Annotated in this window: 21 protein-coding genes; 13 read left to right on the forward strand and 8 right to left on the reverse strand. The window is 68.6% G+C overall.

The features are described 5' to 3' along the window. Nucleotides 1-247: 247 nt before the first annotated feature. Entirely contained in the window at nucleotides 248-1,804 is a 1,557-nt protein-coding gene (locus tag FHS44_RS28760) for a copper resistance CopC/CopD family protein (RefSeq protein ID WP_312863854.1), read from the forward strand. On the opposite strand, the gene FHS44_RS28765 is transcribed toward FHS44_RS28760, so the two are convergent. Continuing rightward, on the reverse strand, nucleotides 1,798-3,000 hold the full coding sequence (locus FHS44_RS28765) for a serine hydrolase domain-containing protein (RefSeq protein WP_184720247.1): 1,203 nt from the start codon (nucleotides 2,998-3,000) through the stop codon (nucleotides 1,798-1,800). The genes FHS44_RS28760 and FHS44_RS28765 overlap by 7 nt on opposite strands. A 399-nt stretch (nucleotides 3,001-3,399) precedes the next feature. On the opposite strand from FHS44_RS28765, the gene FHS44_RS28770 reads away from it, so the two are divergent. Both FHS44_RS28770 and FHS44_RS28775 read left to right on the forward strand, forming a co-directional pair. After that, nucleotides 3,400-3,981, forward strand: a complete 582-nt coding sequence (locus FHS44_RS28770) for a hypothetical protein (RefSeq protein WP_184720249.1) — start codon at nucleotides 3,400-3,402, stop codon at nucleotides 3,979-3,981. Between the two features lie 105 nt (nucleotides 3,982-4,086). Continuing rightward, nucleotides 4,087-5,085 (forward strand): hypothetical protein, encoded by a 999-nt coding sequence (locus tag FHS44_RS28775; RefSeq protein ID WP_184720251.1) that lies wholly within the window; start codon nucleotides 4,087-4,089, stop codon nucleotides 5,083-5,085. Between the two features lie 41 nt (nucleotides 5,086-5,126). Here FHS44_RS28775 and FHS44_RS28780 read toward each other — a convergent pair whose 3' ends face one another. Further along, nucleotides 5,127-5,630 (reverse strand): AfsR/SARP family transcriptional regulator, encoded by a 504-nt coding sequence (locus tag FHS44_RS28780; RefSeq protein ID WP_184720253.1) that lies wholly within the window; start codon nucleotides 5,628-5,630, stop codon nucleotides 5,127-5,129. Between the two features lie 1,229 nt (nucleotides 5,631-6,859). On the opposite strand from FHS44_RS28780, the gene FHS44_RS28785 reads away from it, so the two are divergent. Both FHS44_RS28785 and FHS44_RS28790 read left to right on the forward strand, forming a co-directional pair. Further along, nucleotides 6,860-7,588 carry an MFS transporter gene (locus tag FHS44_RS28785; protein ID WP_184720255.1) on the forward strand — a complete coding sequence of 243 codons (729 nt, stop codon included), beginning with the start codon at nucleotides 6,860-6,862 and terminating at the stop codon, nucleotides 7,586-7,588. A gap of 370 nt (nucleotides 7,589-7,958) precedes the next feature. Beyond that, complete coding sequence (locus FHS44_RS28790; RefSeq protein WP_184720257.1) at nucleotides 7,959-9,077, forward strand: right-handed parallel beta-helix repeat-containing protein; 1,119 nt, start codon at nucleotides 7,959-7,961, stop codon at nucleotides 9,075-9,077. Nucleotides 9,078-9,121: 44 nt separating this feature from the next. Here FHS44_RS28790 and FHS44_RS28795 read toward each other — a convergent pair whose 3' ends face one another. From FHS44_RS28795 to FHS44_RS28805, 3 genes are read right to left on the reverse strand one after another with little or no spacing between them, the layout of a single operon-like run. Further along, nucleotides 9,122-11,443: an ATP-binding protein gene (locus FHS44_RS28795; protein WP_221461409.1), complete on the reverse strand. Its 2,322-nt coding sequence runs from the start codon at nucleotides 11,441-11,443 to the stop codon at nucleotides 9,122-9,124. A gap of 35 nt (nucleotides 11,444-11,478) precedes the next feature. Continuing rightward, complete coding sequence (locus FHS44_RS28800; RefSeq protein ID WP_221461410.1) at nucleotides 11,479-11,817, reverse strand: hypothetical protein; 339 nt, start codon at nucleotides 11,815-11,817, stop codon at nucleotides 11,479-11,481. Then, complete coding sequence (locus tag FHS44_RS28805; RefSeq protein ID WP_184720259.1) at nucleotides 11,810-12,028, reverse strand: hypothetical protein; 219 nt, start codon at nucleotides 12,026-12,028, stop codon at nucleotides 11,810-11,812. Before FHS44_RS28805 ends, FHS44_RS28800 begins: the two co-directional genes overlap by 8 nt. Nucleotides 12,029-12,412: 384 nt before the next feature. Here FHS44_RS28805 and FHS44_RS28810 point away from each other — a divergent pair, with 384 nt between their 5' ends. The 3 genes from FHS44_RS28810 (at nucleotide 12,413) to FHS44_RS28820 (ending at nucleotide 15,154) form a co-directional block, all read left to right on the forward strand. Then, entirely contained in the window at nucleotides 12,413-12,919 is a 507-nt protein-coding gene (locus FHS44_RS28810) for a DinB family protein (protein WP_246436170.1), read from the forward strand. Between the two features lie 274 nt (nucleotides 12,920-13,193). Continuing rightward, the gene (locus FHS44_RS28815) at nucleotides 13,194-14,423 is read left to right on the forward strand and encodes a glycosyltransferase (protein WP_184720261.1); all 1,230 of its coding nucleotides are present in this window, start codon (nucleotides 13,194-13,196) and stop codon (nucleotides 14,421-14,423) included. Nucleotides 14,424-14,653: 230 nt separating this feature from the next. Next, nucleotides 14,654-15,154, forward strand: coding sequence for a hypothetical protein (locus FHS44_RS28820; RefSeq protein WP_184720263.1), 501 nt, complete (start codon nucleotides 14,654-14,656; stop codon nucleotides 15,152-15,154). 1 nt (nucleotide 15,155) lies between these two features. Here FHS44_RS28820 and FHS44_RS28825 read toward each other — a convergent pair whose 3' ends face one another. Beyond that, nucleotides 15,156-15,887, reverse strand: a complete 732-nt coding sequence (locus tag FHS44_RS28825; RefSeq protein ID WP_246436228.1) for a DUF4328 domain-containing protein — start codon at nucleotides 15,885-15,887, stop codon at nucleotides 15,156-15,158. A 186-nt stretch (nucleotides 15,888-16,073) separates the two neighbouring features. Here FHS44_RS28825 and glgB point away from each other — a divergent pair, with 186 nt between their 5' ends. The 4 genes from glgB to sppA all read left to right on the forward strand — a co-directional run bounded on the left by glgB (nucleotide 16,074) and on the right by sppA (nucleotide 24,044). After that, nucleotides 16,074-18,290 carry a 1,4-alpha-glucan branching protein GlgB gene (gene glgB / locus FHS44_RS28830; protein WP_184720267.1) on the forward strand — a complete coding sequence of 739 codons (2,217 nt, stop codon included), beginning with the start codon at nucleotides 16,074-16,076 and terminating at the stop codon, nucleotides 18,288-18,290. A 328-nt stretch (nucleotides 18,291-18,618) separates the two neighbouring features. Continuing rightward, nucleotides 18,619-20,229: a glycosyl hydrolase family 18 protein gene (locus FHS44_RS28835; protein WP_246436171.1), complete on the forward strand. Its 1,611-nt coding sequence runs from the start codon at nucleotides 18,619-18,621 to the stop codon at nucleotides 20,227-20,229. Nucleotides 20,230-20,393: 164 nt separating this feature from the next. Then, entirely contained in the window at nucleotides 20,394-22,298 is a 1,905-nt protein-coding gene (locus tag FHS44_RS28840) for a S8 family peptidase (RefSeq protein ID WP_184720269.1), read from the forward strand. 45 nt (nucleotides 22,299-22,343) lie between these two features. Further along, nucleotides 22,344-24,044 (forward strand): signal peptide peptidase SppA, encoded by a 1,701-nt coding sequence (sppA, locus tag FHS44_RS28845; RefSeq protein ID WP_184720271.1) that lies wholly within the window; start codon nucleotides 22,344-22,346, stop codon nucleotides 24,042-24,044. On the opposite strand, the gene FHS44_RS28850 is transcribed toward sppA, so the two are convergent. Further along, entirely contained in the window at nucleotides 24,013-25,293 is a 1,281-nt protein-coding gene (locus FHS44_RS28850) for a multidrug effflux MFS transporter (protein WP_184720273.1), read from the reverse strand. The two genes, sppA and FHS44_RS28850, sit on opposite strands and share 32 nt — an antisense overlap. A 122-nt stretch (nucleotides 25,294-25,415) precedes the next feature. On the opposite strand from FHS44_RS28850, the gene FHS44_RS28855 reads away from it, so the two are divergent. Beyond that, complete coding sequence (locus tag FHS44_RS28855) at nucleotides 25,416-25,922, forward strand: MarR family winged helix-turn-helix transcriptional regulator (protein ID WP_184720275.1); 507 nt, start codon at nucleotides 25,416-25,418, stop codon at nucleotides 25,920-25,922. 6 nt (nucleotides 25,923-25,928) lie between these two features. Here FHS44_RS28855 and FHS44_RS28860 read toward each other — a convergent pair whose 3' ends face one another. Further along, nucleotides 25,929-26,294: a YciI family protein gene (locus FHS44_RS28860; protein WP_184720277.1), complete on the reverse strand. Its 366-nt coding sequence runs from the start codon at nucleotides 26,292-26,294 to the stop codon at nucleotides 25,929-25,931. Between the last annotated feature and the right edge of the window lie 31 nt (nucleotides 26,295-26,325).

Here is a 26,325-nt window from a genome sequence, read left to right on the forward strand (position 1 = left end):
TACGGCGCGACTCCTCCCCACGCCGACCCGCTCGGACCCATCGCCGCGCTGCCCACCCGCACCCCCTGTCCGTACGGCGAAGCGGATGATGCGGCGCCTCCCGGCCCTCCAACCCACTCGAACTCGTCACCGCGCTTCCTTCCTCGTCCATACGGCGAAGCGGGTGACACGACACCTCCCGGCCTTCCGACCTGCTCGAACTCATCGCGACACCGCCCGTACGGCGAGGCGCCTCCTTGCGTTGGTCGTGCTCGTGGTCGTCGTCCTGGGGGTGGGCGTCTCCCCGGCGTACGCGCATGCCTTTCTCCTTCGCAGCGATCCGCCCTACGACGCCGCGTTGCCCGTGTCCCCGGCCGTGATCACCCTGGAATTCAGTGAGCCCGTGCGGGTCGAGAGGGCGGCGGTAGCCGTACTGGACGAGGGGGGTCGGCGGGTCGATCTGGCCGATGCCAGGAACGGGCGGACCGGGTCGAGTGTGGTCGTCGGCCTGCGGCCCCGGCTTCCAGGGGGGACCTACATCGTCAGCTGGCACGTGGTCTCGGCCGACACCCATCCGGTCGGCGGGTCCCTGCAGTTCGGCGTCGGGCGGGCACCGGACGCCCCGGCTCCCAGCACGGATGCCGGGGCCACGCCGCTGCTCGACTACGTGACGGGGCTGGCCCACACCGCGCAGACGGTGGGGCTCGCGGCGCTCGTCGGGGGCGGATTCTTCCTCGTCGTCCTGTGGCCCGCCGCGCTGCGGCGCCGGGCGCCCCGGGGGCTGCTCTGGACGGGATGGTGGCTGGTCCTCTCCGCGAGCGTCGTCCTGCTGCTCACCCAGGGGGCGCGGGCCTCCGGTGACGGGTTCGCGGCGCTGCTGCGCTGGGACAGTCTGGCCTCGACCATGGGTTACGCGTACGGCGGGCTGACGGTGCTCAGGCTCGTCCTGCTGTTGGCCGGGGCCGTGGCGCTGCGCCACCTGCCACGCCGCTGGGCCGCCGTCGCGGGTGGGCTCGCCGCCCTGGGGATCGTGGCCACCGAGGCCGCGCTCGGGCATGCGGGTTACGGCGACGACTCCCCGCTCGCGGTGCTCTCCCTCACCGCGCACATCTCGGCGATGGCGCTGTGGGTCGGCGGGCTCGCCGTGCTCGTCCTGCTCGCGCTGGCCCCGCCCGCCGAGCCGTACGGGATCCTGCGACGCTGGTCGGCGGTCGCGTTGGCGCTGGTGGGGGTCCTGGTGGTCTCCGGGGTGTATCAGGCCTGGCGCGAGGTGGGTTCCCTGGCCGCCCTGACCGGCACGCGGTACGGCGTGCTGCTGCTGGTCAAGCTGGCGCTGTTCGCCGGGGCGCTGAGCGCGGCGGCCGTCGTCAGACGCCTGACGCTACGCCGGGTCCAGACCGCGTCGCGGCCCCTGGTCCGGCGGGTCGTCGCGGTCGAGCTGGCCCTCAACCTCGCCGTGCTGGCCGTGACCTCGACCCTGGTGATGTCGCCGCCCGCCGTGAGCGTCTACGGTCCGCCGTTCGAGACCACGGTCCAGGCGGGGCCGGTGCGGGCGCGCCTGGTCGTCACCCCGACTCTTCCCGGCCCCCAGAGCGTCGCGTTCACCTTTTCAGGTGACCAGCGTGTCACCGAGGTCAGCGGACAACTGTCGCTGCCGGAGGAACGGCTCGGCCCCATCGACGTCACGTTCCGCCCTGACGGCGCGGGGCGGTTCGCCAGCGGTGGGCTGAGCGTGCCCAGACCCGGCCTGTGGCACCTCAGACTGGCGGTCCGCCTGACCGAGTCGGCGACCTACGTGCTGACCGTCCCCTACCGGACTCACTGATCCAGCCTGCCCAGGTCGGCCAGGGAGCCGTTGAAGAGGAAGTCTGAGGTCTGGGTCATGGCCATGACGACCAGGTTTCTCGCGGGGTGGTTGAACCAGACGGTGCCGTAGCCACCGTCCCAGCCGTAGCGGCCGGGGACGGCGGAGATCTCGTCCGGTTCGGTGACGACGGACACGCCGTACCCCCAGCCTTGCCCTCCGAGCACGATGTCGCCGGTGGTCCGCTGCTCGGCCGTCAGGTGGTCGGTCGTGATCAGCTCGACGGACCTTTTGGACAGCACCCGCCGCTCCCCGTGGGATCCCCCGGCCAGCAGCATGCGGGCGAAGGCGAGGTAGTCGTCCACGGTGGAGACCAGACCGGCCGCCCCCGAGGGGAAGGCGGGCTCTCTGGTCCAGTCTTCCGGGGTGGTCTGGTTCTGCGGCGTCAGCTCACCGGTCGGGCCGCTCATGTAGTGGACCGGCAGCCTGCCGAGCTGCTCGGCGGGCAGGTGGAAACCGGTCTCGGCCATGCCCAGCGGCTCGAACAGCCGTGTCCTGAAAAGGTCGCCGAGTGACGTGCCCGCGGCACGGGAGACCAGCACGCCGAGCACGAGGGACGCGGTGTTGTACTGCCAGCGCTCCCCCGGCTGGTACATCAGCGGCAGGGTGCCGAAACGCCTCATCCACTCGTCGGGGTCGTGCGGCGTGCGGGGGTCGGGCGGGCCGGTGACGAGGTCGAGCTCCTTGGCCGCCTCGATGACGGGGTAGGGCAGATCGACAGTGGGATACGGCGAGTCGGGGGTGGTCCCGAAGACCAGGCCGTAGCCCATGCGGAAGGTCAGCAGGTCCTCGACCGTGATCGGGCGCCTCGCGGGGACCGTGTCGTCGAGCGGGCCGTCGAGGCGCCTGAGCACCCTGCGCCCGGCCAGCTCGGGAAGCAGCCGGTCGACCGGCTCGTCCAGCCGCAGCGTGCCGTCCTCGACCAGCGTCATGGTGGCAGCGGCGAGGACCGCCTTCGTCATCGAGCCGACGCGGAAGATCGTGTCGCGCCGCATCGGCTCGTCACCGCCCAGCGTCGTCACCCCGATCGGCTCGACCAGCGTCTCGTCCCCCTGGGAGACGAGAAGCACCATGCCGGGCAACTCGCCCTTCTCGACCCGCGCGGCCATCGCCTGGCTCACCCGGTCGAGCCCCGCTCGCAACGGAGAGGATGTCATCGTCGTGCCTCCATGATCAGGGCTCCCGCCCACCGGTACGGAGTCCCCCAACCCTGCCATCCCCCACCGACATTTCCTGCCTCGGCCCATGAGCACGTTCCCTGACGTACCGCTGAGCCAGCACAGCGCATCTCAACACTCCATCGACCACTCCTGTGACCTGAACTAGCAGGACATAAAGGCCAGAAAAAGGAGAGACGGCGAACACTAATTATCCAAAATCAGTTAATATTGCACAGCCCAAACGCCAAGCCTCATCCATTCACCAGCTTCTTCCATCACCCACCCCTCCCCGTCGCTCATTGACTCACACCAACTACATACCGTTGTGTACATTTTATATGCGCTTCCTTCCTAGAGTGGCAGGCGTCTCTATTCCTCCCTTCGAGGAGAACTTCCATGTTCTACAAGCGTGGAGCTGCTCTGCTCCTTGCCTTCACCGTCGTCACCGTCGCCGGCGTTCAGAGTGCCGCATACGCGGACAACGGCCCGGACTCCGGTTCCAAGCAGGCCGTGTCCGATCCGGCCCCCGTTTCCAAGGGCGACAGTCCAGGCGGAGCGGATGCCTCGCTGCTCGCGGCGACGGTGACCTGTGGAAGCGGTGGAGTGAGCGACCCGGAAACCCTCGGCGTCGCGGGAACGAATCTCGCTGGCTCCCATTACAATTCCAATGGGACAAGTGATCTCTACGTCAAAGTTGCCACCACGAGAAGCGGAACTACCTATGGCTGGACAAAAGATGTGTATTACAATCCCGCAGTGAACGAGCAGATCACCACTGGCTGGTGGGACAATTCGGGAAACCCTCACTGGTGCGGCTGGAACGGAAACCAGTACCGGACTGTCCTGTCAACTGATGGCGCTTATACCTCGGCGGTCAGGAAGGATCAGGCGACCTACATTCGGGGCCACGTCAACCCATATGACTTTGAAAACGGAAAGCACCTCGGCTGGCAGTATGGCCCGAAAGTCCCCTTCTAGGAGAACTGGCTAATCGCACTTCCTGGGTGCCGGGCCAAGGCGGTGGCTTCGGCTCGGCACCCGAAGATTTCAGGCGGTGAAAACGCAGTTCAGAAAGGTCAAGGTGTGGCGAAAGCAGGGGTTAGGGCCGCTGTCACCCTCGCAATAGTGGCCATCGTCACTCTCATGGCAAACGGCTGCGGAACGGTCCTCGCACCAGAACAGGTCCCAGTTCAGCAGACCGCCATCCCCGTAACAGTAGGCGCCATCACATCCGAACGCGATCTGACGCTCCCCCTCGATGCCTACGATCTCAACGCCGAGGAACGCACGGTCATACAACAGGTCAGAGGGACTCTGCTTGTGGCATGCATGGCTCAGTACGGATTGAAGGTAGCACTGCCTGCACAGACACCGGTCTTTTATCCCAGGAACGCGGCTTTCCTCGGCTGGCTCGGCGCAAAACAGGTGAGTCGCTACGGGTATTCCGGACCGCCGGGACAGCTCCTGGAAGAGGCCTCCGCGGCCAGTGGCCTACGCCCTTTCCCTATAGTCAGAGGGTTACAGGGCGCCGTTTTCTCAGGAGAAGTCAAAATAGCTAACGGGAAACACGTTCCGCCCGGCGGATGCAATTCCGCCGTGGAAAGACTGCTCAACCGCGGAGAAGTCTCCCCGGATGGGCGTTCCCCAGTGGCTCCCTTTGCCGATAGACAACTTGGAAGTTTCGCCGCCGACGCGGCGGAACAGGCCTATGCCGACGCCAGACTGCGTACGGCCGACAAGGCCTGGAGTTCCTGTATGCGTGCGGCCGGTTACGTCTACGATCGTCCGGCGGACGCGCGACAGGACCCACGATGGGCGACCAGGGAGAACGAACCTGCGAAAACGGTCGAGAAAAAAACTGCTGCTGCAGATGAGAGATGCCAGTCGGCCACCAACTACGGGGGCTTCAGAAAAGCGCTGTACTCCGAATATCAGCAACGCCTCATAAAGTCCAACGAGGCATCGTTGCACTGGATCGCCGATCTGCTCCGAGCCCGTCTCGCCACAGCACGAGAAGTACTCAACGACCACTCCGGCCAAATCAGGGAACGATGGTTGGGAAGCCTCGAAAGAACCGAGTGAGAGAAGATGTCGCCGAGAGGCATTGGCTGTGTCGAGGCTGGTCAGTTCTGTTCCGCACCGAGAATCGGCAACCGTCGGGGAAATCTCATCATCTCGTCGTCATGAGAGAGAACCGCCTGGTAAAGGCGCTGCAGGAGTGGCCCCGGCGTCACGTCAAGCTCCTCACGGAGGGTCATGCTCGCCCGTCGATAGGTGTCCAGAGCCTTGGTGGGCTCTCCCATGAGGTAGCGGACTCTCAGCAGCTGCGCCCAGAGCCGTTCATGGAGCGGATGCTCAGTGAGCAGATTTTCGATCCGATGGCTGAGCGGTCTGAAATCACCAAGCAGAATCATCGCCTCGTTGAGCAGGCTGGACGCTTCAATCCGCAGTTCGTTCAGCAGATCGAGCTTGGCCTGAAGGCGCTCAGAGCCCTGCGCGTCCGCGCCCGCCGCACCGCGCCAGAGCGACTCCGCTCGATTCAGCGTGTTGGCTGCCTCCTCTCGGTGGCCGCCTCGGAGCAGTCGTCGCCCCTTCTCCAGAAGTTCGGTGAAGATGATCGTGTCCACATCCTCAGGGGCCACTGAAACCCGGTATGCGGCACGCTGATGGGCTCCGCCCCGGATGGTGGTCAGTCGATGCTCCAACGAGTGAGCGGACAGCCATCGCCGTACAGCAAAGACGTATGTCCGCAGGTTCGCCTCCGCGGATTTCGGCGGTCTGTCCCAGAGAAGCTCAATGATAGTGGACCGCATTACCCAGGAATCTGGGGTGAGAAGGAGGGTAAGCAACAATCCCTTGGGTATCCCAGAAGGCTTCGACGCAGGTGGATTACCAATTTTTCCTATGTCAACCGTACCAAGCATCCTGAAAAGGGTCATGCACACCTCGATATAGGGGAACGTTACCCCACAAGTATTTACATTACCATCTAGGCACTTGCCAAGCCTCACTCACAGTGACCACTTTTGATACCACTGTCATATCCGCAAGTGACAGATGGAATTGGCAAGCCAGTCCCATAGCAGATTTCCTTGAGCTGTCGGCCGGGACGGTCTTGTGATCTGGCGTGCACGCTATGGCAGCATCGGAGTTCGCGCAGCAAATGTCAGGCTTTCATCGGCGCGTTCACCTGCTCGACGGAAACACACAGCCGGGTACGACAAAGTTGGCTCCCTTCCACGAGACCAATTTGTGTCGGTCTCGATAGGACGAATATCGCCCTACCGATACATCCTTGGCAGTTAAGGTGAGCACGTCGGCGCCCTCGGTCGAAGGCCAGGATCAGACTGTCGCCGGAGGCGGTCATGGCTTGAACGTTCGCCCCGTACCGCTTACGTTCGCCGAGTTAGACGATCGCTGAAAACCAACATGGTGACCTGTGTTCTTCTCGGTCCGTGAAACCACCTCCGGGTGGGATACCAAGCCAGGGAAGCAGGATTACTGCTCACGGATATGGCACCATGCGGTGACCGCCCCGATGCCAGTGACTGAGCTGAGGTAGACATCGTTCTTACACAAGGCAACACTGTTTTCCAGGCCAAGCTGAGGCAGCGGAAACTCGGCTCAATCGAGGCGCGATCCTCCTACCAAGGAGCTCAGCGTACGGGATGACAACATCACCGCGACACAGCAGAACTCCCGGAGACGTGCAAATCTTAACTGCCCCTCCTGCCATGAGGGGCTTCTTTTCTCCGTCGAGATCGGCCAGCTACGGCGATCCCGTGACCTGCACTCTCAAACCGAGAGGGGACCAATACGCTGGCCAGTTCCGGTAATCGTCTATAGAGGGCGGCCGATGGGTTTTCTTCCTGAGTCTCGGGACTTTCGGCGTTTCTGGGGGGCCAGGGTCGCCTCGTTCGGAGGGGACCAGGTGGCGCATGTCGCCCTCGTGGTGCTCTGTGCTCCGCACGGGACAGGGGCGGTCAGTCTCATGTTGCTGGCTCTCTCGCTGCCCCGGCTCGCCGGTCCCCTGGCGGGCGCGCTCGCCGACACCCTCGACGCCAAAAAGATCATGATTCTGGCCGACGCCGGACAGGCGGTCACCTTCCTCCTGGCCGCCGTCCTGCCGTTCGGGCTCGCGACGCACCTCCCCCTGGTGGCGGTGGCGACCGCCCTCAACACGATCTTCCTGCCCGCGGGGCGAAGCTCCATCCCGCGCATGGTCCGCCCCGAGGACCTGCCCCGGGCCTTCGCCGCGATGGCGGTCTGTTTCAACGTCGGCTACGCGGCCGGGCCGCTGGTCGGTGGCGTGCTCGTGGCCCTCGTCGATCCCCGGGTCGCCCTCGGCCTGAACGCGTCCACCTTCGCGGTGTCCATCCTGCTCGTCACGGGCCTCGACCTGCCCCCCGCGGAGCACGGCGACCGGAGCGGAACCGGCTACTGGACGACACTGCGGACCAGACTGACCCAGGTGGTCCGCGATCCCGGGGTGCTCGCCGTCGGGTTCGTCACCGGTCTTCTCCTGCGGCGGGGCCGTACGACCCTTCACAGAAAAGGCTCAGAAAAAATGAGGACCGTGGGGTGAATGAGTGTTCATAAGGTTTTCCCATAGCGTTTCGCGATAACCAGGAAATCACCAGGGCAGAGCCGTACGGCCGCCGCGAACCGGGGGGCGGGCGCTCACCGGGGCCAATCCGGTCACACCGTCACCGCCCGTACGGCTCCGCGACGCACCAGGTGTTTCGGCTGCCCCATAGTCCTCGTGACACAACACACGCCACGGGCGCCACCCCCGGAACGGATTGATTCCACAAACCGTGAAGAACCAGTTCACTGACTTCCGCGATCGCCGGGAGAGAGGCAATCTTGACGGTGGTCCATCCAGCCGGAAAAACCTTCTCATCGGCTCGGAAAAAGCACACGGAGAAACTCACCGAAAGTCTGGAGAAGTGAACATGGATCACGGAAGGAAAACAAAGGGAATCTTATCCGGATCGGGGGCGCTGCTGGCCTGTGTCCTGCTGGTCGCCGGGGCCGTACCGGCGCAGGCGAGCGTGGCGGCGGTGAACTGCGGCGACACGCTGACCGCGGACGCCGCCCTCACCACCGACCTGCTCTGCGTGGACAGCGGGCTGACCATCGCCACCGACGGCGTGACCCTCGACCTGGGCGGGCACGTCCTGGCCGGGAACGGTCTCACCGTACGGGCCTCGAACGTGACCGTGAAGAACGGCATGATCATGGGAACGGGCGCGGATGCGGTGACCGTGCAACCGGCCACCACCGACGGCACCGCGGCGGCGACGCTCTCGGACGTGCAGGTCACCGCGGGGGCGACCCGGGCGCGGAACGCGACCCTGACCGTGAGCGGCAGCAACCCGGCCCTCTGCCTCCTGACGGGCCTGACGGTCGTGGCGTCCACGGCGACCGTCGAGCAGTGTGTCGTGCACGGGCAGGTCAGCGTCCAGGACTCCCCCGGGATCACGGTGGCGTCGAGCACGCTGACGGACGGGAAACTGACGACGGCCGGGTCCGGGGGCGTCTACAACGGGACGGTCTTCGACAACTTCCCGGTGACCGTCGCCGCCGACTCCGGAGAGGACGTCTTCCAGGACAACCTCTTCAGGAACACCGACACCGCCCTGGAGGTCAGGGGCGGTAAGAAGACCACCTTCGACGGCAACGTCTTCATGAACAACTCCGTCGGGCTGCTGAGCACCGGTGGGTTCGGCCTCACGACCGTGAAGAACAACGTCTTCCACAGCAACAGGACGGTCGGTCTGCTGGTCAACCAGAACCTGGCCGGACTCAACCCCGACCCGGTCTCCGGCAACGTCTTCTACGCCAACGGCACCTCTCCCCGCAAGCTCACCGACCTGGGCGGGAACACCGTCCGCGGCGGCCTGCACCTGTTCACCGGGGCCATCACCCAGCCCACCCTCACCGTGACCGGCAACATCGGCCTGGCCAACGGCGGCTTCCTCATCTGGGCCAGACCCGGTTCGGTCGTGGACGGCGGCGGCAACCGGGGTCCGTGCGGCCCCAAGCCCAAGTCTGGCCTCACCTGCGCCTGATCCCGACCGGTGAGCGGCTCCCGTCCTGGCACGGCGGGAGCCGTTCAGTCGTCCGAGGTGATCCGCCGCTCGATCCGGTGGCGGAACGCGACAGCCCGGGGGTCGTCGTAGTCGGTGAGCAGGCCGAGCGCCTTCGTCCGGTGCCGCCTGGCCGCCTCCGGGTCCTCGACCAGGGCCTCGGCGAGGGCGTCGAGGTCCAGAGCCTCGTGCCAGGCGTCGCCGAGCGCGTGGTGGGCCGCGGCGGCCTGACGGTGGAAGTCGGCGGCCTCGGCGTGCCGGTCGAGCGCGCGGTAGGTCCTGCCCACGCCGTACCAGGCAAGTGCCTCCCTGCTGCGGTCGCCGAGGCGGCGGTGGAGCGTGGCAGAGCGCTGGTAGGAGGACAGCGCCTCGGTGAACTGCCCGGCCGCCCGCTGGGCGTTGCCGAGGGCGATGAGCCAGAAGCCCTCAAGCCGGTGGTTCCTGAGGGCCAGGGCGATCTCCACCGCCTCGTGCGCCGAGGTCAGGGCCGGTTCGACCTCGCCCTGCTCACGCTGGACGTCGCTGAGCAGCCGCAGCGCGTTGCCCTCCCCGCGCCTGCTCTCAAGGAAGCGGTGCATCTCCAGTGCGCGCCGTACGGCCTGCTCCGCCTCGGTGAGCCGTCCCGCGTGGTAGTGGGTGCTGGCGAGGTTGGCCAGGGTGGTCGCTTCCCAGTGCGCCGAGCCCTGCTCCCTGAACGCGACGACGGCCCGCTCGAAGTGCCGTGCCGCGTCGTCCAACCGCCTCCTGCGCAGGTTGACCAGTCCGATGAGGTTGAGCGAGTGGGCCTGGCCGATCCGGTCGTCCAGCTCGGTCCGGATCTCCAGCGCCCTGCGGTGGCTCTCCAGGCTGTCGTCCAGCCGGTTGATCCGGACGTAGCCGATGCCGAACTCGGTGAGCAGCCGCGCCTGCGCGGCCCGGTCGCCCAGCCGTTCCGTCGCGGTCAGGCCGAGCCTGCCGACCTCGAGCCAGTCGGCGACCGGCGCCGAGGGCGGCTGGATGTTCGCCAGCACGACCGCCAGTTGCCAGGTGAGTTCGTCGTATCCGGCCGAGGTCGCGGTCCTGGCGACCTGCAGGAGGTTGGCGTGCTCACGCTCCGACCAGTCGACGGCCGCGTCGTAGTCGGCGAAGGTCAGCGGACGCACACCCTCCTCGGGGGGCGCGAGCCGTACGCGATCCTCTGCGGGGCTGATCCAGCTCTGGGCGGCACCGGCGGTGTGCAGGTACCACTCCAGGACGCGGCGGAGCGCGGACTCCCGGTCGTCGGACGAGCCGTCCCGCTGCACCTGGTCGGCGGCGTAGGCGCGCAGCAGGTCGTGGAACTGGTAGCGGCCGGGCGTCGCCTGTTCGAGCAGGTGGGCGCCGACCAGGGAGTCCAGTAGCTGCCGTGTCCTGCTCGGGGTCAGCCCGCAGAGCGCGGCCGCGGCGTACAGCCCGAACTCGGGACCTGGATGCAGGCCGAGCAGCCGGAAGAGCCGGGCTACCTGCTCGGGCAGCGCGCGGTAGGACCACGCGAACACCGTCCGTACGGCCCCTGCCTCCTCGTCGTCGCCGGTGCTCAGCGCGTCCCACAGGGCGGACTCGTCACGCAGGTCGGCGATCAGATCGTCCAGCCGCATGTGGGGGTAGCTGACGGCCCGTTCCGCGGCGATCCGCAGGGCGAGCGGCAGCCGGGCGCACAGTCTGGCCAGCTCGGTGAGCTTGGCCTCGTCGTCCTCGGGACGGTATCCGGCGGTGACGGCCCGCAGCAGGGCGACCGCCTCCGCCTCGGGAAGCGTGCCCAGCGTCAGGCGGTGCGCCCCCTCGCGCACGGCGAGGATCGACAGCCGGCTGCGGCTGGTGACGACGACCAGGCAGCCCGCGCTGCCGGGCAGCAGGGGACGGACCTGGCTCACCATTGCCGCGTTGTCGAGGACGACGAGCATCCTGCGACCGGCCAGCAGGGAGCGGTAGAGCGCGGCCGCGGCGTCGAGGTCCTGCGGCACCGAGGGAGCGCGGACACCGAGGGCGACCAGGAACCGGTGCAGCGCGTCGTAGGCGGTCACCGGCTCGCCCGGGTCGTAGCCGCGCAGGTTGACGTAGAGCTGCCCGTCGGGGAAGCGCTCCTGGATCTGGTGGGCCCAGCGCAGCGCGAGCGAGGTCTTGCCCACGCCCGCCGTACCGGCGATCACGCACACCGAGATGACGCGCGGGTCACCGTCCTCACCGGTCAGGACCGCGTTCAGCCGCTCGAACTCCTCGACGCGGTTGACGAAGCCCCGCACATCGGCGGGCAGCTGACGCGGCACCGGGGCCGGGGAGACACCCCTGACCCTGCCGCCGTGGACGACGTCACGTGAGGACCCCGACACGGGGTGCTCTTCGTCTTCTCTGTACTTTTTGACGGCTACTCCGTTTTCGACCCGGCCGTGAACGAGGAAAGGCCGACGTAGGACCTGACATCCTCGCCCGTCTCGTAGAGGCCCCTGATGTAGTCCTCCCAGCACCTGACGGGGCGGGGAGCGGTGCCGTCGGTGCAGAGGACGCGGTAGAGGGTCCGGCCGCCGAGGCGGGAGGCGTCGTAGCTGGGGACGGCCTGCTCCTCGACGTGCTGGCGCCGTTCGAGCTTCCACGAGTCGCGGTCACGGAGAACCGCCTCCCGCTGCCGGAAGTCGCGCCGGTAGGCCTCTCTGAGGAGCCTTTCCCCCTGGGCGGGAATGGGCTGGGGAGCGTGGAGGTCAGACATCGGCGATGCCCGGCGCGAAGGAGACGCCTTCGGGCAGGCGCGACCTGTAGGCGGCGGTGAGATCTCTGCCGATCACCGCGATGTCACCGTTGTCGAGCTGCCAGATCTCGGGGCACTCGTCTCGACCGTCGGAATGGTCGAGCTCCTTGGCCGACTTTCCCAGCCCCCGCAGGAACAACGCGGACGGGTCAGCCTCCCAGGAACGAGCCATGCCTGCCTCCAGTCGGCTTGGCCGTACATGTGACTTGCACGGAGCATATGTGAGACGGCCCTTCGGAACAATGGAAAGCTCACCCTCGCCTACGAACATCACCGGAAAAACAAACGGTTAGCCCTAAACAGGATGAAAGCAGACCAATAACCGGCAATCACCGCACCTCCCCACCTGGTCATTCACCCCAGGAAAGCCCTTTTCCCACCCCACATTCCGACGCCGCCCCCTTTCCGGCAGACAACGGACACCGAAGGCATCAAGCTCGCGATATCTCAGCGGAAAAGCCACCGGTGCCCGGACCGCGGTTGCGAGCCGTACGACGACGCCGTGAGACTCTGGACGGTGGTTATCCGGACCGATCAGATGAGAGGACCACAAGTCTTGACCGACAACCGCGTTTCCCCCGCGTTCGTCGCCGATGAGCGCGCCATGCTGGACGGCTGGCTCGACTGGCACCGTGAGACCCTGGCCGTCAAGTGCGCCGGGCTGTCAGAGGAGCGGCTCCGTGAGCGTTCCGTGCCGCCGTCGTCCCTGTCGCTGCTCGGCCTGGTCCGTCACATGGCCCATGTGGAACGTGTCTGGTTCCGCCGGGTGCTGAACGGCGAGGACGTTCCCTTCATCTACCGCAGGGACGACGACTACGACGCCGACTTCAACGACGTGGACACCGCCTCCGCGGAGGAGGCCTTCGCCACCTGGCGGGCCGAGGTCGAGGTAGCCCGCGAGATCTCGGCCCGGGTACCGCTCGACGCCATCGGAAAACAGCAGCGCCACGGCCAGGACGTCTCGCACCGCTGGATCCTCGTCCACATGATCGAGGAGTACGCCCGCCACAACGGCCACGCCGACCTCCTCCGCGAACGCCTCGACGGCGCCGTCGGCGAGTGACCCACCCGCTCTACCCGATCCGGTACGGCGGGCAGCGCTGTTGGTCGTGGGTAGCAGAACACGTAGCGGAGTTGGCCAGTAGGGAGTATGGGTGAGCCCGGTCAACTGAGGCGGAAGAGGGCCCCTGCCGGACAGGGAAACCAAAAGGGCAAGGGGGATATATGCCTCCCGTCACTACCAAGCTATAGCGGGTGGTGGGGCTTGCCACAAGACCCCGGTGGTGCAGCACAATCCCCCTTCGACACCGGAAGGTACGGAGATCGGGGGCCGTGGAATGCGCGTTGTGCTGGTGACCTACGGGTCGCGCGGGGACGTCGAGCCGATGGCGGGGCTGGCGGTGCGGCTGCGGGCGCTCGGCGCCGAGGTTCGGGTGTGCGCGCCTCCGGACTTCGCGGAGCTGCTGGACGGTGTCGGCGTGCCGCTGACTCCCCTGGGCTGGCCGATCCGCGCGCTGGCGACGGGGGCGATCCCCGACAAGGCGAAGGCGGGCCTGGCCGGTATCGCCGCCGAGCTGACCGCCATGGCCTACGAGGCGGTCACCGGGGCGGCCGGGGACCGTGCCGCGGTGGTGGCGACCGGCTCGTTCCCCGCCGTGGCCGGTGCGCGGGCGGCGGCCGAGAAGCTGGGCGTGCCCTACGTGTTCACGTCCCTCTCCCCGTCCTACCTGCCGTCATCCCATCACGCGCCTCGCCCCTGGCCGGGTCAGGTGATCCCCGAGGGGGTGACCGGCAACCGGGAGCTGTGGGCCCTCGACGCCGAGCACAAGGACGCGTTGTTCGGCGAGACGATCAACAGGCATCGGGTGTCGGTCGGCCTACCGCCGGTGGACGGCATCCGCGACCACGTCTTCACCGGCCGCCCGTTCCTGGCGACCGACCCGGTCCTGGGCCCCTGGCAGGAGACGCCGGAGCTCGACGTGACGCAGACCGGCGCGTGGATCCGGCCGGACGAGCGGCCGCTTCCGGCCGATCTGGAGGCGTTCCTGGCCGCCGGGGAGAAGCCGGTGTACGTGGGCTTCGGCAGTATGCCGATGCGGGGCGCGAGCGCCCAGGAGATCTCCCGGGCCGTCATCGAGGCGGTTCGGGCGCGGGGCCGCCGGGTTCTGCTCGGGAGCGGCTGGGCCGACCTGACCGCGATCGACGACCGGGACGACTGTTTTGTCGTCGGCGAGGTCAACCAGCAGGCGTTGTTCGGCCGGGTCGCCGCCGTCGTGCACCACGGCGGCGCGGGCACCACGGCTACGGCGGCCCGCGCCGGAGCACCGCAGGTGATCGTGCCCCAGGTCGCGGACCAGCCGTACTGGGCGGGCCGGGTGACCGAGCTGGGCATCGGCACGGGACACGACGGTCCGACGCCAACCGCCGAGTCACTGTCGGCCGCACTCAAGATCGCCCTGGCCCCCCAGACTGGTGCCCGCGCGGCCGTCGTGGCCGGGACGGTCCGCACCGACGGGGCGGACCGGGCCGCGAAGCTCCTGCTTGGCCTGACCGGGTCCGCAGGCTGACCTCCCGGAGGTCACGGCCCCTCAAGGTCGAGCTCGCCCATCGATGAAGGCGTCCCACACGCTCGCGACCACCACGAATGGGGGACCGTTCCAAAGTGGTGGGTCACAAGGAGGTTCCGGATCTGTTTTTGGGATTGCCACGCCAGGAAAATCCCTCTAAATCCTTTTAAATGCGATATGGGGATGTGGCGCAAGGTCGTGTGGTGTGGGCTGCGGCGATAGGGGCGCTGGTGGCCGGACTGGTTGGGGGTCTCGTGGCCCAGCTGCTGATGCGCGGGGTCGCCGTCGGCGTGGACACCTCCTTCACCCTGGGGGCGACGGTGATGATCGTCGTCGCCTTCGTCGTGCTCGCCGTACCGGCCGCGATCACCGCGACCGCGCGGCCCGGGGTCAGGCGGGGCGGCAGGTGGGTGACGGTCGTGGCCACCGGCTGGGCCTCGGCCAGGACCGGGTTCTCCGACGCCCAGTCGATCCTGCTGGCCAGTGAGGAGCGGCTGCCGGTGCTGGCGGCGCTGGCGGTGGCCTTCGCCACGGTGGTCACGGCCCACGGGCGGTTCGCGCAGTGGCTGACCCGGCGGCTCGCGGCCCCGAAGGAGCGGGCCCTGCCGTACGCGACGGCCTTCGAGCACCTGGAGACGCTGCCGGGGGCGGAGGCGGTCGACGGCGAGACCTTCATCAGGGGGTCGTGCCAGAGCCCCGTCCCGATGGGCCGGGTCGGCAGCAGCCGCTGAGCTATCGGGCCCGGGTCTCCTGGAAGCGGGTGATCCGTACCACGACGAGGGCCAGCAGGGCGGCGGCCAGCAGCGTCGGCACCCAGGTGAACGGGTCGAGGCCGAACCCGACGAGCGCGCCCACCTCCTCCGGTGGGCGCCCGGCCAGGGACCGCAGCGCCACGGACGACAGCGGGACCACCCAGAAGGCCAGCAGCCACGCGATCCACCAGGCCCACACCAGCCAGGAGTGCCGCTGCCTGCCGATGCTCTCCCCCCGCACGCCGCCGGGGCGGGAGGCGGCCCAGATGTCGTCCACGATCTGTTTGGGGATCCACCAGCCGACGACCGGCAGCACCCAGCCGATCACGATGAAGATCTTGAACCAGCGGTGCGGGACGCGGGTGAGGGTCTCGGCGTTCAGGCGGGCCCGTACCAGCCAGACCAGGAAGACGACGATCAGGCAGAAACGGACGAGATATCGGGAGAGCGTCAGGACGAACAGGAGCGTGGAGTTCGACAGCAGCGGGACCGCGCTCTCCCCCACGATCTCGGCCGCGGTGGCGAGGGGGTCGGACACCACCGCCAGCGCGCCGCCCGCGAGGGTGTCGAGTCCGAGCAGCGCCAGTACGGCTGTCGCCAGCCCCTTGACGGGCCGCAGGGGACGGGGTGGCGGGGGGAAGGCCGTCTCGTCGGCCGGCGGCCAGTGGTGCGGGCGCGGAGGAACGGGGGTCCCCGCCGTGTTCCCGTGCATCGTCACCCCCTGGATGATCATCGGAACCAACGGCCAGTATGGCGCATCGCCTAGGACGACAATCGGGACTTTTCTCACTGCGTATCCACACATTTTCGCGACACGCATGGTGATAGCGGACAAGGGCATGGGTCGTAACGCCCGAGTAGGGCAGGGTTAGGGGATACCGATCTACGGGAGTGATCCATGAACGCGGACTTGGACCTTGAGCGGCTCGCGGGCGGAGCCCACCACGATCCGCACTCGATCCTCGGCGCGCATCCGGGGGCCGGGGGCGTGACCGTCAGGACGCTGCGGCCGCTGGCCGAGAAGGTCCAGGTCGTCGTGGACGATCACACCTATGACATGGAGCACCTGGCCCACGGGGTGTTCGCGGTGACGGTCCCCGGCGTCGACAAGATTCCCGACTACCGGTTCCGGGTCACCTATCCGGGCGCGGAGCCGTACGAGATGGCCGACTCCTATCGGCACTGGCCGACGCTGGGTGAGGTGGACCTGCACCTGATCGGCGAGGGGCGCCACGAGCGGCTGTGGGAGGTGCTCGGGGCGCGGGTCATGCGGCACGAGGACGTGGAGGGTACGGCCTTCGCCGTCTGGGCGCCGAACGCGCGGGGTGTCCAGGTGATCGGCGACTTCAACCACTGGGTCGGCACCGCCCACCCGATGCGCTCGCTGGGCAGGTCGGGGGTGTGGGAGCTGTTCGTTCCCGGGCTCGGCGAGGGCGAGCACTACAAGTTCAACGTGCTCGGCGCCGACAGCGTGTGGCGGGCCAAGGCCGACCCGATGGCCAGGCGGACCGAGGTCCCGCCCGCCACGGCCTCGGTGGTCGAACATTCCTCCTACGAGTGGCACGACGAGGAGTGGCTGCGGCGGCGCGCGGAGGCGAACGCGCTCAAGGAGCCGATGAGCGTCTACGAGGTGCACCTGGGCTCGTGGCGGCCCGGCCTGTCCTACCGGGACCTGGCGACGGAGCTTGTCGACTACGTCGTGGACATGGGGTTCACGCACGTGGAGTTCCTGCCGGTGGCCGAGCACCCGTTCGGCGGCTCGTGGGGCTACCAGGTGACCTCCTACTACGCGCCCACGTCCCGGTTCGGCAGCCCGGACGACTTCCGTCACCTGGTGGACAGCCTGCACGCGGCGGGCGTCGGGGTGCTGGTGGACTGGGTGCCCGCGCACTTCCCGATGGACGACTGGGCACTGGCCAGGTTCGACGGCACCCCGCTGTACGAGCACGCCGACCCGGCCAGGGGTGAGCACCCCGACTGGGGCACCTACGTCTTCGACTTCGGCCGCAGGGAGGTGCGCAACTTCCTGGTCGCCAACGCGCTGTACTGGCTGCGCGAGTTCCACGTGGACGGGCTGCGGGTGGACGCGGTCGCCTCGATGCTCTATCTGGACTACTCGCGGCGCGAGGGTGAGTGGACGCCCAACGAGTACGGCGGGCGGGAGAACCTCGACGCGGTGGCCTTCCTCAAGGAGATGAACGCGCTGGTCTACCGGGACCAGCCGGGCATCATCACCGTCGCCGAGGAGTCGACAGCCTGGCCGGGGGTCTCCCGGCCCGTGCACCTCGGCGGACTGGGCTTCGGGTTCAAGTGGAACATGGGCTGGATGCACGACACCCTGGCCTATCTGGCGCGTGAGCCGGTCTTCCGGCAGTACCACCACCACCAGATGACCTTCTCCCTGATGTACGCCTACTCGGAGAACTTCGTGCTGCCGCTGTCGCACGACGAGGTGGTGCACGGCAAGGGGTCACTGCTCGGCAAGATGCCCGGCGACGAGTGGCAGCGGTTCGCGAACCTGCGCGCGCTGTTCGCCTTCATGTGGGCCCATCCCGGCAAGCAGCTGCTGTTCATGGGCGGTGAGTTCGGGCAGGGGTCCGAATGGTCGGAGGTCCGAGGTCTCGACTGGTGGGTGCTCGACTTCGACGGGCACAAGGGGGTGCAGCGGCTGGTGCGCGATCTCAACCGGATCTACCGGGAGACGCCCGCGCTGTGGACCCAGGACGACGCCCCTGAGGCCTTCCGCTGGATCGACGCCGACGACGCCCAGGGGAACGTCTTCTCCTTCCTGCGCTACGCCCCCGACGGCTCGGCGCTGGCCTGCGTCGTCAACTTCTCCGGCGCGCCGCACGAGGACTACCGGCTCGGGCTGCCCCTGCCGGGGCCGTGGGAGGAGGCGCTCAACACCGACGCCTACGACTACGCGGGCAGCGGGGTGGGCAACATGGGCGCGGTCGAGGCGGTTGACGAGGAGTGGCACGGCCTGCCGTACTCGACGCGGCTGCGGGTGCCGCCGCTGGGGGCCGTCTGGCTCAGGCACGGGGGGCCGGCCGTCTCGGAGATCGCCACCGAGGAGACCGTGAAGGAGGCCCCGCGGGGGAAGCGCCGCCCCTGACGCGGGCGCCTTGACCGGCGGGACAACCGCCGCGTCAACGTCGCGGGAAGATTTTTTCGTCCGGGCCGGGCCGGTCACGCAGCGTGTGACCGGCCCTTTTCCGTTCAGGCCGGGTCCGCCGAGGCTTCCACGAACCTTAAATCCGCCTTATATCGGTCAGCGAGCCATTGACCGCCCACGGAGGAGAACCTACGCTCTGGAAACTAATAGGAAACTTTCCTATGAATTCGGGGGCTAGGAACTCTTTGACCTGGAGCGACCCTTGCGACGAATGACCATCGGCTCCTTGATCGCAGCCACAGCGCTGCTAGTCCCGATTGGGATCGGGATGGGTAGTGCGACGGCCGCCACCTCCGCCACCGCCACCTACACCACCACCTCTGACTGGGGCACCGGCTTCCAGGGCAACGTGACGGTGAAGGCGGGATCGACCGCCCTGACCAGCTGGAAGGTCGAGTTCGACCTCCCCGCCGGCAAGTCGATCGCCTCCGCGTGGGACGCCGACATGACCAAGAGCGGCAACCACTACACCTTCGCCAACAAGTCATGGAACGGCGCGCTGGCCGCGGGCGCCTCGGTGAGCTTCGGCTTCACCGGCTCTCCCGGCGGTGTCTCCGGTGTGACGAACTGTAAGTTGAACGGCGGCGCCTGTGACGGCGCCAACCCCACGCCGACCCCGACCGTCACCCCCACCGTGACGCCGACGGTGACGCCGACCGTGACGCCCACGGTCACCCCCACCGTCACGCCCACCGTGACCCCCACGGTGACGCCGACGGTGACCCCGACCGTGACGCCCACGGTGACGCCGACCGGCCCTGGCGGGGCCAAGAAGGTCGTCGGTTACTTCACCGAGTGGGGCGTCTACGGCCGTAACTACCACGTCAAGAACCTGGTCACCAGCGGCACCGCGCCGAAGCTGACCCACCTGCTGTACGCCTTCGGCAACACCGCCGGTGGCCGCTGCGCGATCGGCGACTCCTACGCCGACTACGACAAGGCTTACACCGCCGACCAGAGCGTCGACGGCGTCGCCGACAACTGGGACCAGCCGCTGCGTGGCAACTTCAACCAGCTCCGCAAGCTGAAGAAGGCCTACCCGAACCTCAAGATCATCTACTCCTTCGGTGGATGGACCTGGTCCGGTGGCTTCACCCAGGCGGCCGCCAACCCGACCGCCTTCGCTGACTCCTGCTACAACGTGGTCAAGGACTCGCGCTGGGCGGACGTCTTCGACGGCATCGACGTCGACTGGGAGTACCCGAACGCCTGTGGCCTGACCTGTGACAGCAGCGGCCCCGACGCCTTCAAGAAGGTCGTCGCCGCTCTGCGCGCCAAGTTCGGCTCCAGCGCCCTGGTCACCGCCGCCATCACCGCCGACGGTGCTGACGGTGGCAAGATCGACGTCGCCGACTACGCCGGTGCGACCCAGTACCTCGACTGGTTCATGCCGATGACCTACGACTTCTTCGGTGGATGGGACGCCAAGGGCCCGACGGCTCCGCACTCGCCCCTGACCTCCTACACGGGCATTCCGAAGGAGGGCTTCAACACCGACGCCGCCATCCAGAAGCTGAAGAGCAAGGGCATCCCCGCCAGCAAGCTGCTCATCGGCATCGGCTTCTACGGCCGTGGCTGGACCGGCGTGACCCAGTCCACCCCGGGTGGCACCGCCACCGGCGCCGCTCCCGGTACCTACGAGGCCGGCATCGAGGACTACAAGGTCATCAAGACCAAGTGCCCCTCCAACGGCACCATCGCCGGCACGGCCTACGCCTTCTGCAACGGCCAGTGGTGGAGCTACGACACCCCCGCCACCATCACCAGCAAGATGACCTGGGCCAAGAACCAGGGCCTCGGTGGCGCGTTCTTCTGGGAGACCAGCGGCGACACCCCCAACGGTGAGCTCATCACCGCACTCGCCAACGGACTCAAGTAATATTTCGGACACTCGGCCCTCCGTGTGCGACACGCCGCGGGGGGTCGAGCCATGTCCGGGACTGAGAAATCCAGAACACGCTATTCACGGGCGACAAATCACTATTTAGACTCCATAGCGCATGATCAACTGCCCGGAGCTGTCCGGATCCCCCCGGAGGACGTGTGCGACTTCGAGCCCTCGTGGCGCTGGTGATCGTGCTCAGCGGCGCCCCCGCCGTACCGGCCCATGCCCTCGCCGCTCTCGCCGAGGAACAGCCACCCCCGGCCGCGCCGAAGCTTGAGGCCGGGCTCGCCGCCGACGAGGACGGCGCCCGCGCCATCGTCGAGCTGGCCGCCCCCGCCCAGGCCGACCAGGTCGCCGGGGAGGCACGGTCGCTGCCGGAGACCGACGTGGTGCTCCAGCCCGGCGACACTTCCTTCATCGTCGTGCAGGGCACCGGTGAGTCGCTGACCGAGCTGGCCAAGGACCCCCGGGTGGTCTCGATCCGCAGGGACCGCACCTACTCCCCCAGCTCGCTCGCCTCCGGCCTGACGCTCGTCGGGGCCGACCGCGCCCACGCGGAGGGAGCCGACGGGCGCGGCACGACCATCGCGGTTGTCGACACCGGTGTCGACGCCGCCCACCCCGCTCTCGGCGGCAAGGTCGTACGGCAGGCATGCTTCTCCGTCGTGGACGAGGGCGTCCGATCCCTGTGCCAGAACGGGCAGGGCACCGACACCTCGGAGCGCGCGGCCGACGCCACCGTCCCCGCCTGTGTGGACGGCCAGGTCAACCTGTGTGAGCACGGCACCCACGTCACGGGCATCGCCCACGCCGTCGCGCCGGGGGCGGACATCGTGGCCGTCCAGGTCTTCAGCCGTCTCGACGACTGCGACGACACCGGTGCGCCCTGCATCACGGCCTACGAGTCCTCGCTTCTGCTCGCCATGGAGTACCTCACCCGGCTGAAGGACACCGTCCCCGGCCTCGTCGCGGTCAACATGAGCCTCGGCGGCGGCCTCTACGACGGCTCCTGCGACGGCGAACCCGAGGTCCAGGAGATGAAGGGGCGCCTCGACGCGCTGCGCGCCAGGGGCGTCACGACCGTGGCCGCCGCGGGGAACGAGGGATCCGTGGGCGCCGGGGTGCCCGGCTGCCTGTCCGGCGCGGTGACCGTCGGCGCGACCGACGACGCCGACCGCGTCCCCGAGTGGTCGAACCACGGCTCCGTCCTCGACCTGTTCGCCCCCGGCGTCGAGGTCGACTCCTCCGTCCCCGGTGGCGGGATCGCGATCTACAGCGGGACCTCGATGTCCACCCCGCACGTCACCGGGGCGCTGGCCGTACTGGCGCAGCGGGCCGCGGAGACCGGCGCGGACGCCTCGGCCGACGCGCTCACCGGCAGGCTCACCGCCGCCGGCCGCCCGATCGCCTACGCGGGGGTTACCGTCCCCCGCCTCGACCTGTACGGCGCGCTCACCGGCACCGCCCCCTCCCCCGGGGTGACCCAGGAGCCCGGCGACCCCGTCGGGGAAGACCCGAGCCCGGACCCCGGCGCCCAGACCCCGCCCGTCGCGCCGACGCAGGCGCCCGAGCCGATCCCGCTGCCGACGGTGACCGTCACGGTGACCGTGACCGCGAGCCCGGTGGACCCGGCCCCCGTGGCGCCCGCCAAGCCCGCGATGTGCGTGCGCGGCACGTCGAAGAAGACGCTGAGCGCCGCCGGGTGGGCCGCCGAGTTCGGTCCCGGCAAGGGGACGCTGACGGACGCGACACTCCGGTGCTATCTCGGCATGGTCGGCAGGGCCAGCAGGGTCTTCCCCGAGCTGACCGGGGCCTCGACCCCGGCGACTGCCCGCAAGGTGCTCAAGCCCGCCAAGAGGACGAAGCGCTCGACGTTCGAGAGCGAACTGCTGGCCGCCTGGCTGAACTGGGCCAACGGCTCCGTCAACCTCACCGCCAAGGTGAGCGGGACCACGACGGTCAGGGACGCGCTCACCGTCGCCGAGGACAGGCGGCTGCGGGGATCGTTCCCCTCGGCGTCGGCCTCGCTGCTGAGCAAACGTGTCAACGCCCGCCGTACCTGAGTTTCCGAAGGCCCGGCGGGCGGAGACGTCGCTTAGGGTGTCAGCATGGATGCGACCAAGGTGATCATCGACACCGTCGACCGGTTCAGGCAGCGGCGGACCGCCCCGCTCGTTCTTGAGCTCGACCTCACCGAGGGGCTCTTCGAGGGGCCTCCCGCCGACCCCCTGGGCGCGATCCTGTCCATGCGCAAGACGCGCCTCGCCGACGTGCTGTCCGGGCTGCGGCGCGCGGCGAAGGATCCCAGGGTCAGGGCGCTGATCGTCAAGATCGGCACCCGGCCGCTCGGCCTGGCGACGGTCCAGGAGCTGCGGCGGGCGGTGACCCGGCTCAGGGAGGCGGGCAAGCTGACGGTCGCCTTCGCCGAGACGTTCGGGGAGTTCGGGGCGGGCACCGTGCCCTACTACCTGGCCTCCGCCTTCGAGCGGGTCTACCTGCAGCCCTCGGGGGACGTCGGGCTGACCGGCGTCGCCCTCGAACAGCGCTTCCTGCGGGGCACGCTCACCAAGCTCGGTGTGGAGTACCAACTCGGTCAGCGGCACGAGTACAAGACGGCCGCCAACACCTTCACCCAGGACCACATGACCGACGCCCACCGCGAGTCGCTCGGCCGCATCACCGAGTCGGTCGTCGAGCAGGTCGTCGCGGGCGTCGCCGAGGGACGCGGCCTCGAACCCACCAAGGTCAGGGAGCTGGTCGACCGGGGGCCGTTCATCGGCGCCGAGGCGGTCGAGGCCGGGCTGGTCGACCGCCTCGCCTACCGCGACGAGGTCTACGACGAGGTGAAGCAGGCGGCGGGCGAGGAGTCCCTGCTGCTCTACGTCGGCCGCTACGCCAAGGGGCCGATCGCGGACAAGATCCCGCATCCGGGGAGCCAGACGGTCGCCCTGGTCCACGGCAGCGGTCCCATCCGGCTTGGCCGCAGCGGGCGCAGCCCCCTCGGCGGGAGCGAGGCGATGGGGTCAGACACCGTCTGCGCCGCGCTGCGCGCCGCCCGGCGCGACGAGCACGTCAAGGCCGTCGTCTTCAGGGTCGACAGCCCCGGCGGGTCCTACGTGGCCTCCGACGCCATCTGGCGTGAGGTCGTGCTCACCCGCAGGGCGGGCAAGCCGGTCGTCGTCTCGATGGGCGACGTCGCGGCCTCCGGCGGCTACATGGTCTCGATGGCAGCGGACGCGATCGTGGCCCAGCCGGGCACGCTCACCGGCTCCATCGGCGTGTTCGGCGGCAAGGCCGTCATCGGCGGCCTGCTGGAGAAGCTCGGCGTCTCCTCGGAGACGGTCAGCGAGGGCGCGAACGCCGGGATGTTCTCCTCGACGCACGCCTTCTCCGAGGCCCAGTGGGAGCGGGTGAACGTCTGGCTCGACCGGGTCTACGACGACTTCGTCAACAAGGTGGCCGAAGGTCGCGGTCTGTCACGTGAGCGTGTCCACGAGCTCGCCAAGGGCCGGGTCTGGACCGGCGCCGACGCTCACGAGGGCGGGCTCGTCGACGTGCTCGGCGGCCTTGAGGACGCCCTCGCCCTGGCCAGGAGCAAGGGCGGCCTGGCCGATGACGCCCCGGTGCGCAGCTATCCCCGGCTCAACCCGATCGAGCGCCTGCGCCCGGCCGACTCCAGCGAGGACAGGGCCGCCGCGCTGACCCGGCTGCGGCTTGAGGCGTGGGGGCCGCTGGCCCACCTGGCGACCGAGCTCGGCCTGCCGTCCTACGGGCCGCTCATGCTCCCGGGGTCGTGGACGATCCGCTGAGCCGTACGGTCTCACCGTGGCCCTGCCACGGACGGGCGAACGCCAGCGCCAGGACCGACAGCACCAGGGCGACCAGCATGACCGCGGCCGTCGGCGTCGCGCTGTCGGTCCCGAACAGACCGGCCAGCGGTGAGGCGGCGGCGCCCAGCACGAACTGGGTGCCGCCGAGCAGGCCGGAGGTCGCTCCTGGAGCGTCGTGACCGAGCGCCTGGACGATGGTCGTGCTCGCGGGCAGGACGAGCCCGAAGCCGATGATCACCAGGAAGAGGCAGACCCAGGTGACGACGAGCCCGCCGCCGGTGGTGACGAGCACCAGGAGCAGCACGGCCGTCGCCACGAAGGCGATGCCCAGGCCCGCGACCAGCAGGGCGTTGATCCCGACGCGGGAGGCGATCCGGCCGAAGACGATCCCGCCGACCAGCATGCCGAGGGCGTTGACGGCGAAGATCAGGCTGTACTGGGTGGGCGAGACGCCGTAGACGTCCTGGAAGACGAACGCCGAGCCCGCGATGTAGGTGAACAGGGCAGCGCCGGAGAAGGAGGAGGTGAGGACGTACCCCATGAGGGCACGCCTGCCGAACAGCCCGCCGATGGCCCTGAAGGTGCTGCTCACCCCGCCCGAGTGCCTGCGGGAGGCGGGCAGGCTCTCCGGCGCCCAGGCCAGGACGCCCAGGACCAGCAGGACGCCGAAGCCCGTGAGCGCGGCGAAGACGACCCGCCAGGAGGCGAACCCGAGGATGGCCCCGCCGAGCACCGGGGCGGCGATCGGGGCGATGGACACGATCACCGACAGGGTCGCGAAGTGGCGCGGCGCCTCGGGCGTCCCGTGGAAGCGGTCGGTGAGTACGGCCCGGCCGACGACCATGCCCGCGGCCCCGGCGACACCTTCGAGCAGGCGGGCCACGTTGAGCACGTCGATGTTCGGGGCCAGCGCGCAGACCAGCGAGAACACCGTGAACAGCGCCGAGCCCCACAGCAGCACCCGGCGACGGCCCACGGCGTCGCTGACCGGGCCGAGCAGGATCTGCCCGAGGGCCAGGCCGATGAGGAAGGCCGTCATGGAAAGCTGCACCGACGACCCGGTCGTGCCGAGGGACCTCACCAGGCCTGGGAAGCCGGGGACATACATGTCCGTGGCCAGCGGGGCGACGGCGCCGAGCGCGGCGAGCACGACGAGCAGCCGCCCGACGCGTTCCTGCGATCGCTCAACGGTCGCCGCGGGGGCGACGAGAAGGGGATCCTTGGGCATGGGTGCGAACTGCTTTCTCGCCACCGGGGGAGGCGGTGCCGCTACGATGGGCGACATCGGCAACAGGTAGTTAACTAGTTAACGGATATCAGTAGTTTACAGGTTAACGAATTGGAGGGCTCATGCAAGCCCCCTCCCACCACGTGTACGAGCGATGGCGGCAGGCCTACCCCGGACTCGACACCTCCTCGATGGAGGTCGTCGGCCCGCTGAAACGGGTCCAGGCACTGCTCGACCTGGCCGTCGAACCGCTCTTCGACGGCGCCTCGGTGACCTCTCCCGAGCTGGACGTGCTGCTGATCCTCCGGTACACCGAGCAGCCGACGATCGCCAGGCAGCTCGCCAGAAAGATGAGCCGCTCCCCCGCCGCGCTGAGCAAGACCCTGGCCAAGCTGGAACGGCGGGGCTACATCAGCCGCACCGCCAACCCCGCCGACCGCAGGACGGCCCTGGTCCGCCTCACCGACGAGGGCCGCGAGGTCGTGAACACGCTCTTCCCCCAGCAGCTCGCCGTCGAGGTGCGCCTCCTCAGCGGCATGACCCCCCAGCAGCGCGCCCAGATCATCGACGGCCTCACCCAGCTTGTCGAGGTCATGGAGGCGGGCCTGCGCGACATGACGGCCCCCTGAGACCGTCTAAGCCCGCGGGGCCTCGTCGTCCCCGGGCACCCGTCGGATCTCGATCTTGGCGCCGCGAGCCACCGGGACCCGCTTGGCCCACTCGACAGCCTCCTGCTTCGAGGCGACGTCGAGCAGGAAGAAACCCCCGAACAGCTCCTTGGTCTCGCCGTACGGCCCGTCCGTGACCACCGGAGTCTCGCCGCTGAAGTCGACGACGACGCCCTGGCCCGGGTCGTCCAGCCCCTCCGCCGCGAGGAGAACGCCCGCCTTGATCGTCTCCTCGATGAAGGTGCGGGTCGTGGCCATCAGCTCGTCGATGTCGGCCATCATCGCCGCGTTCGACTCGTCGGTGCCCCGCATGATCAACAGGTACTTCGCCATCGTGTCCTCCTCGTCAGGCGGGACCGCCTCT

Origin of the sequence: Streptosporangium saharense, assembly GCF_014203715.1 — a bacterium.
GTDB classification, from domain to species: domain Bacteria; phylum Actinomycetota; class Actinomycetes; order Streptosporangiales; family Streptosporangiaceae; genus Streptosporangium; species Streptosporangium saharense.

Coding starts and splice junctions, on each gene's coding strand:
- FHS44_RS28855 (WP_184720275.1), top strand. CDS start 25,416: ATGCAAGCCCCCTCCCACCACGTGTACGAGCGATGGCGGCAGGCCTAC.
- glgB (WP_184720267.1), top strand. CDS start 16,074: ATGAACGCGGACTTGGACCTTGAGCGGCTCGCGGGCGGAGCCCACCAC.
- FHS44_RS28835 (WP_246436171.1), top strand. CDS start 18,619: ATGGGTAGTGCGACGGCCGCCACCTCCGCCACCGCCACCTACACCACC.
- FHS44_RS28815 (WP_184720261.1), top strand. CDS start 13,194: ATGCGCGTTGTGCTGGTGACCTACGGGTCGCGCGGGGACGTCGAGCCG.
- FHS44_RS28805 (WP_184720259.1), bottom strand. CDS start 12,028: ATGGCTCGTTCCTGGGAGGCTGACCCGTCCGCGTTGTTCCTGCGGGGG.
- FHS44_RS28770 (WP_184720249.1), top strand. CDS start 3,400: ATGTTCTACAAGCGTGGAGCTGCTCTGCTCCTTGCCTTCACCGTCGTC.
- FHS44_RS28785 (WP_184720255.1), top strand. CDS start 6,860: ATGGGTTTTCTTCCTGAGTCTCGGGACTTTCGGCGTTTCTGGGGGGCC.
- FHS44_RS28800 (WP_221461410.1), bottom strand. CDS start 11,817: ATGTCTGACCTCCACGCTCCCCAGCCCATTCCCGCCCAGGGGGAAAGG.
- FHS44_RS28790 (WP_184720257.1), top strand. CDS start 7,959: ATGGATCACGGAAGGAAAACAAAGGGAATCTTATCCGGATCGGGGGCG.
- FHS44_RS28825 (WP_246436228.1), bottom strand. CDS start 15,887: ATGCACGGGAACACGGCGGGGACCCCCGTTCCTCCGCGCCCGCACCAC.
- FHS44_RS28860 (WP_184720277.1), bottom strand. CDS start 26,294: ATGGCGAAGTACCTGTTGATCATGCGGGGCACCGACGAGTCGAACGCG.
- sppA (WP_184720271.1), top strand. CDS start 22,344: ATGGATGCGACCAAGGTGATCATCGACACCGTCGACCGGTTCAGGCAG.
- FHS44_RS28850 (WP_184720273.1), bottom strand. CDS start 25,293: ATGCCCAAGGATCCCCTTCTCGTCGCCCCCGCGGCGACCGTTGAGCGA.
- FHS44_RS28765 (WP_184720247.1), bottom strand. CDS start 3,000: ATGACATCCTCTCCGTTGCGAGCGGGGCTCGACCGGGTGAGCCAGGCG.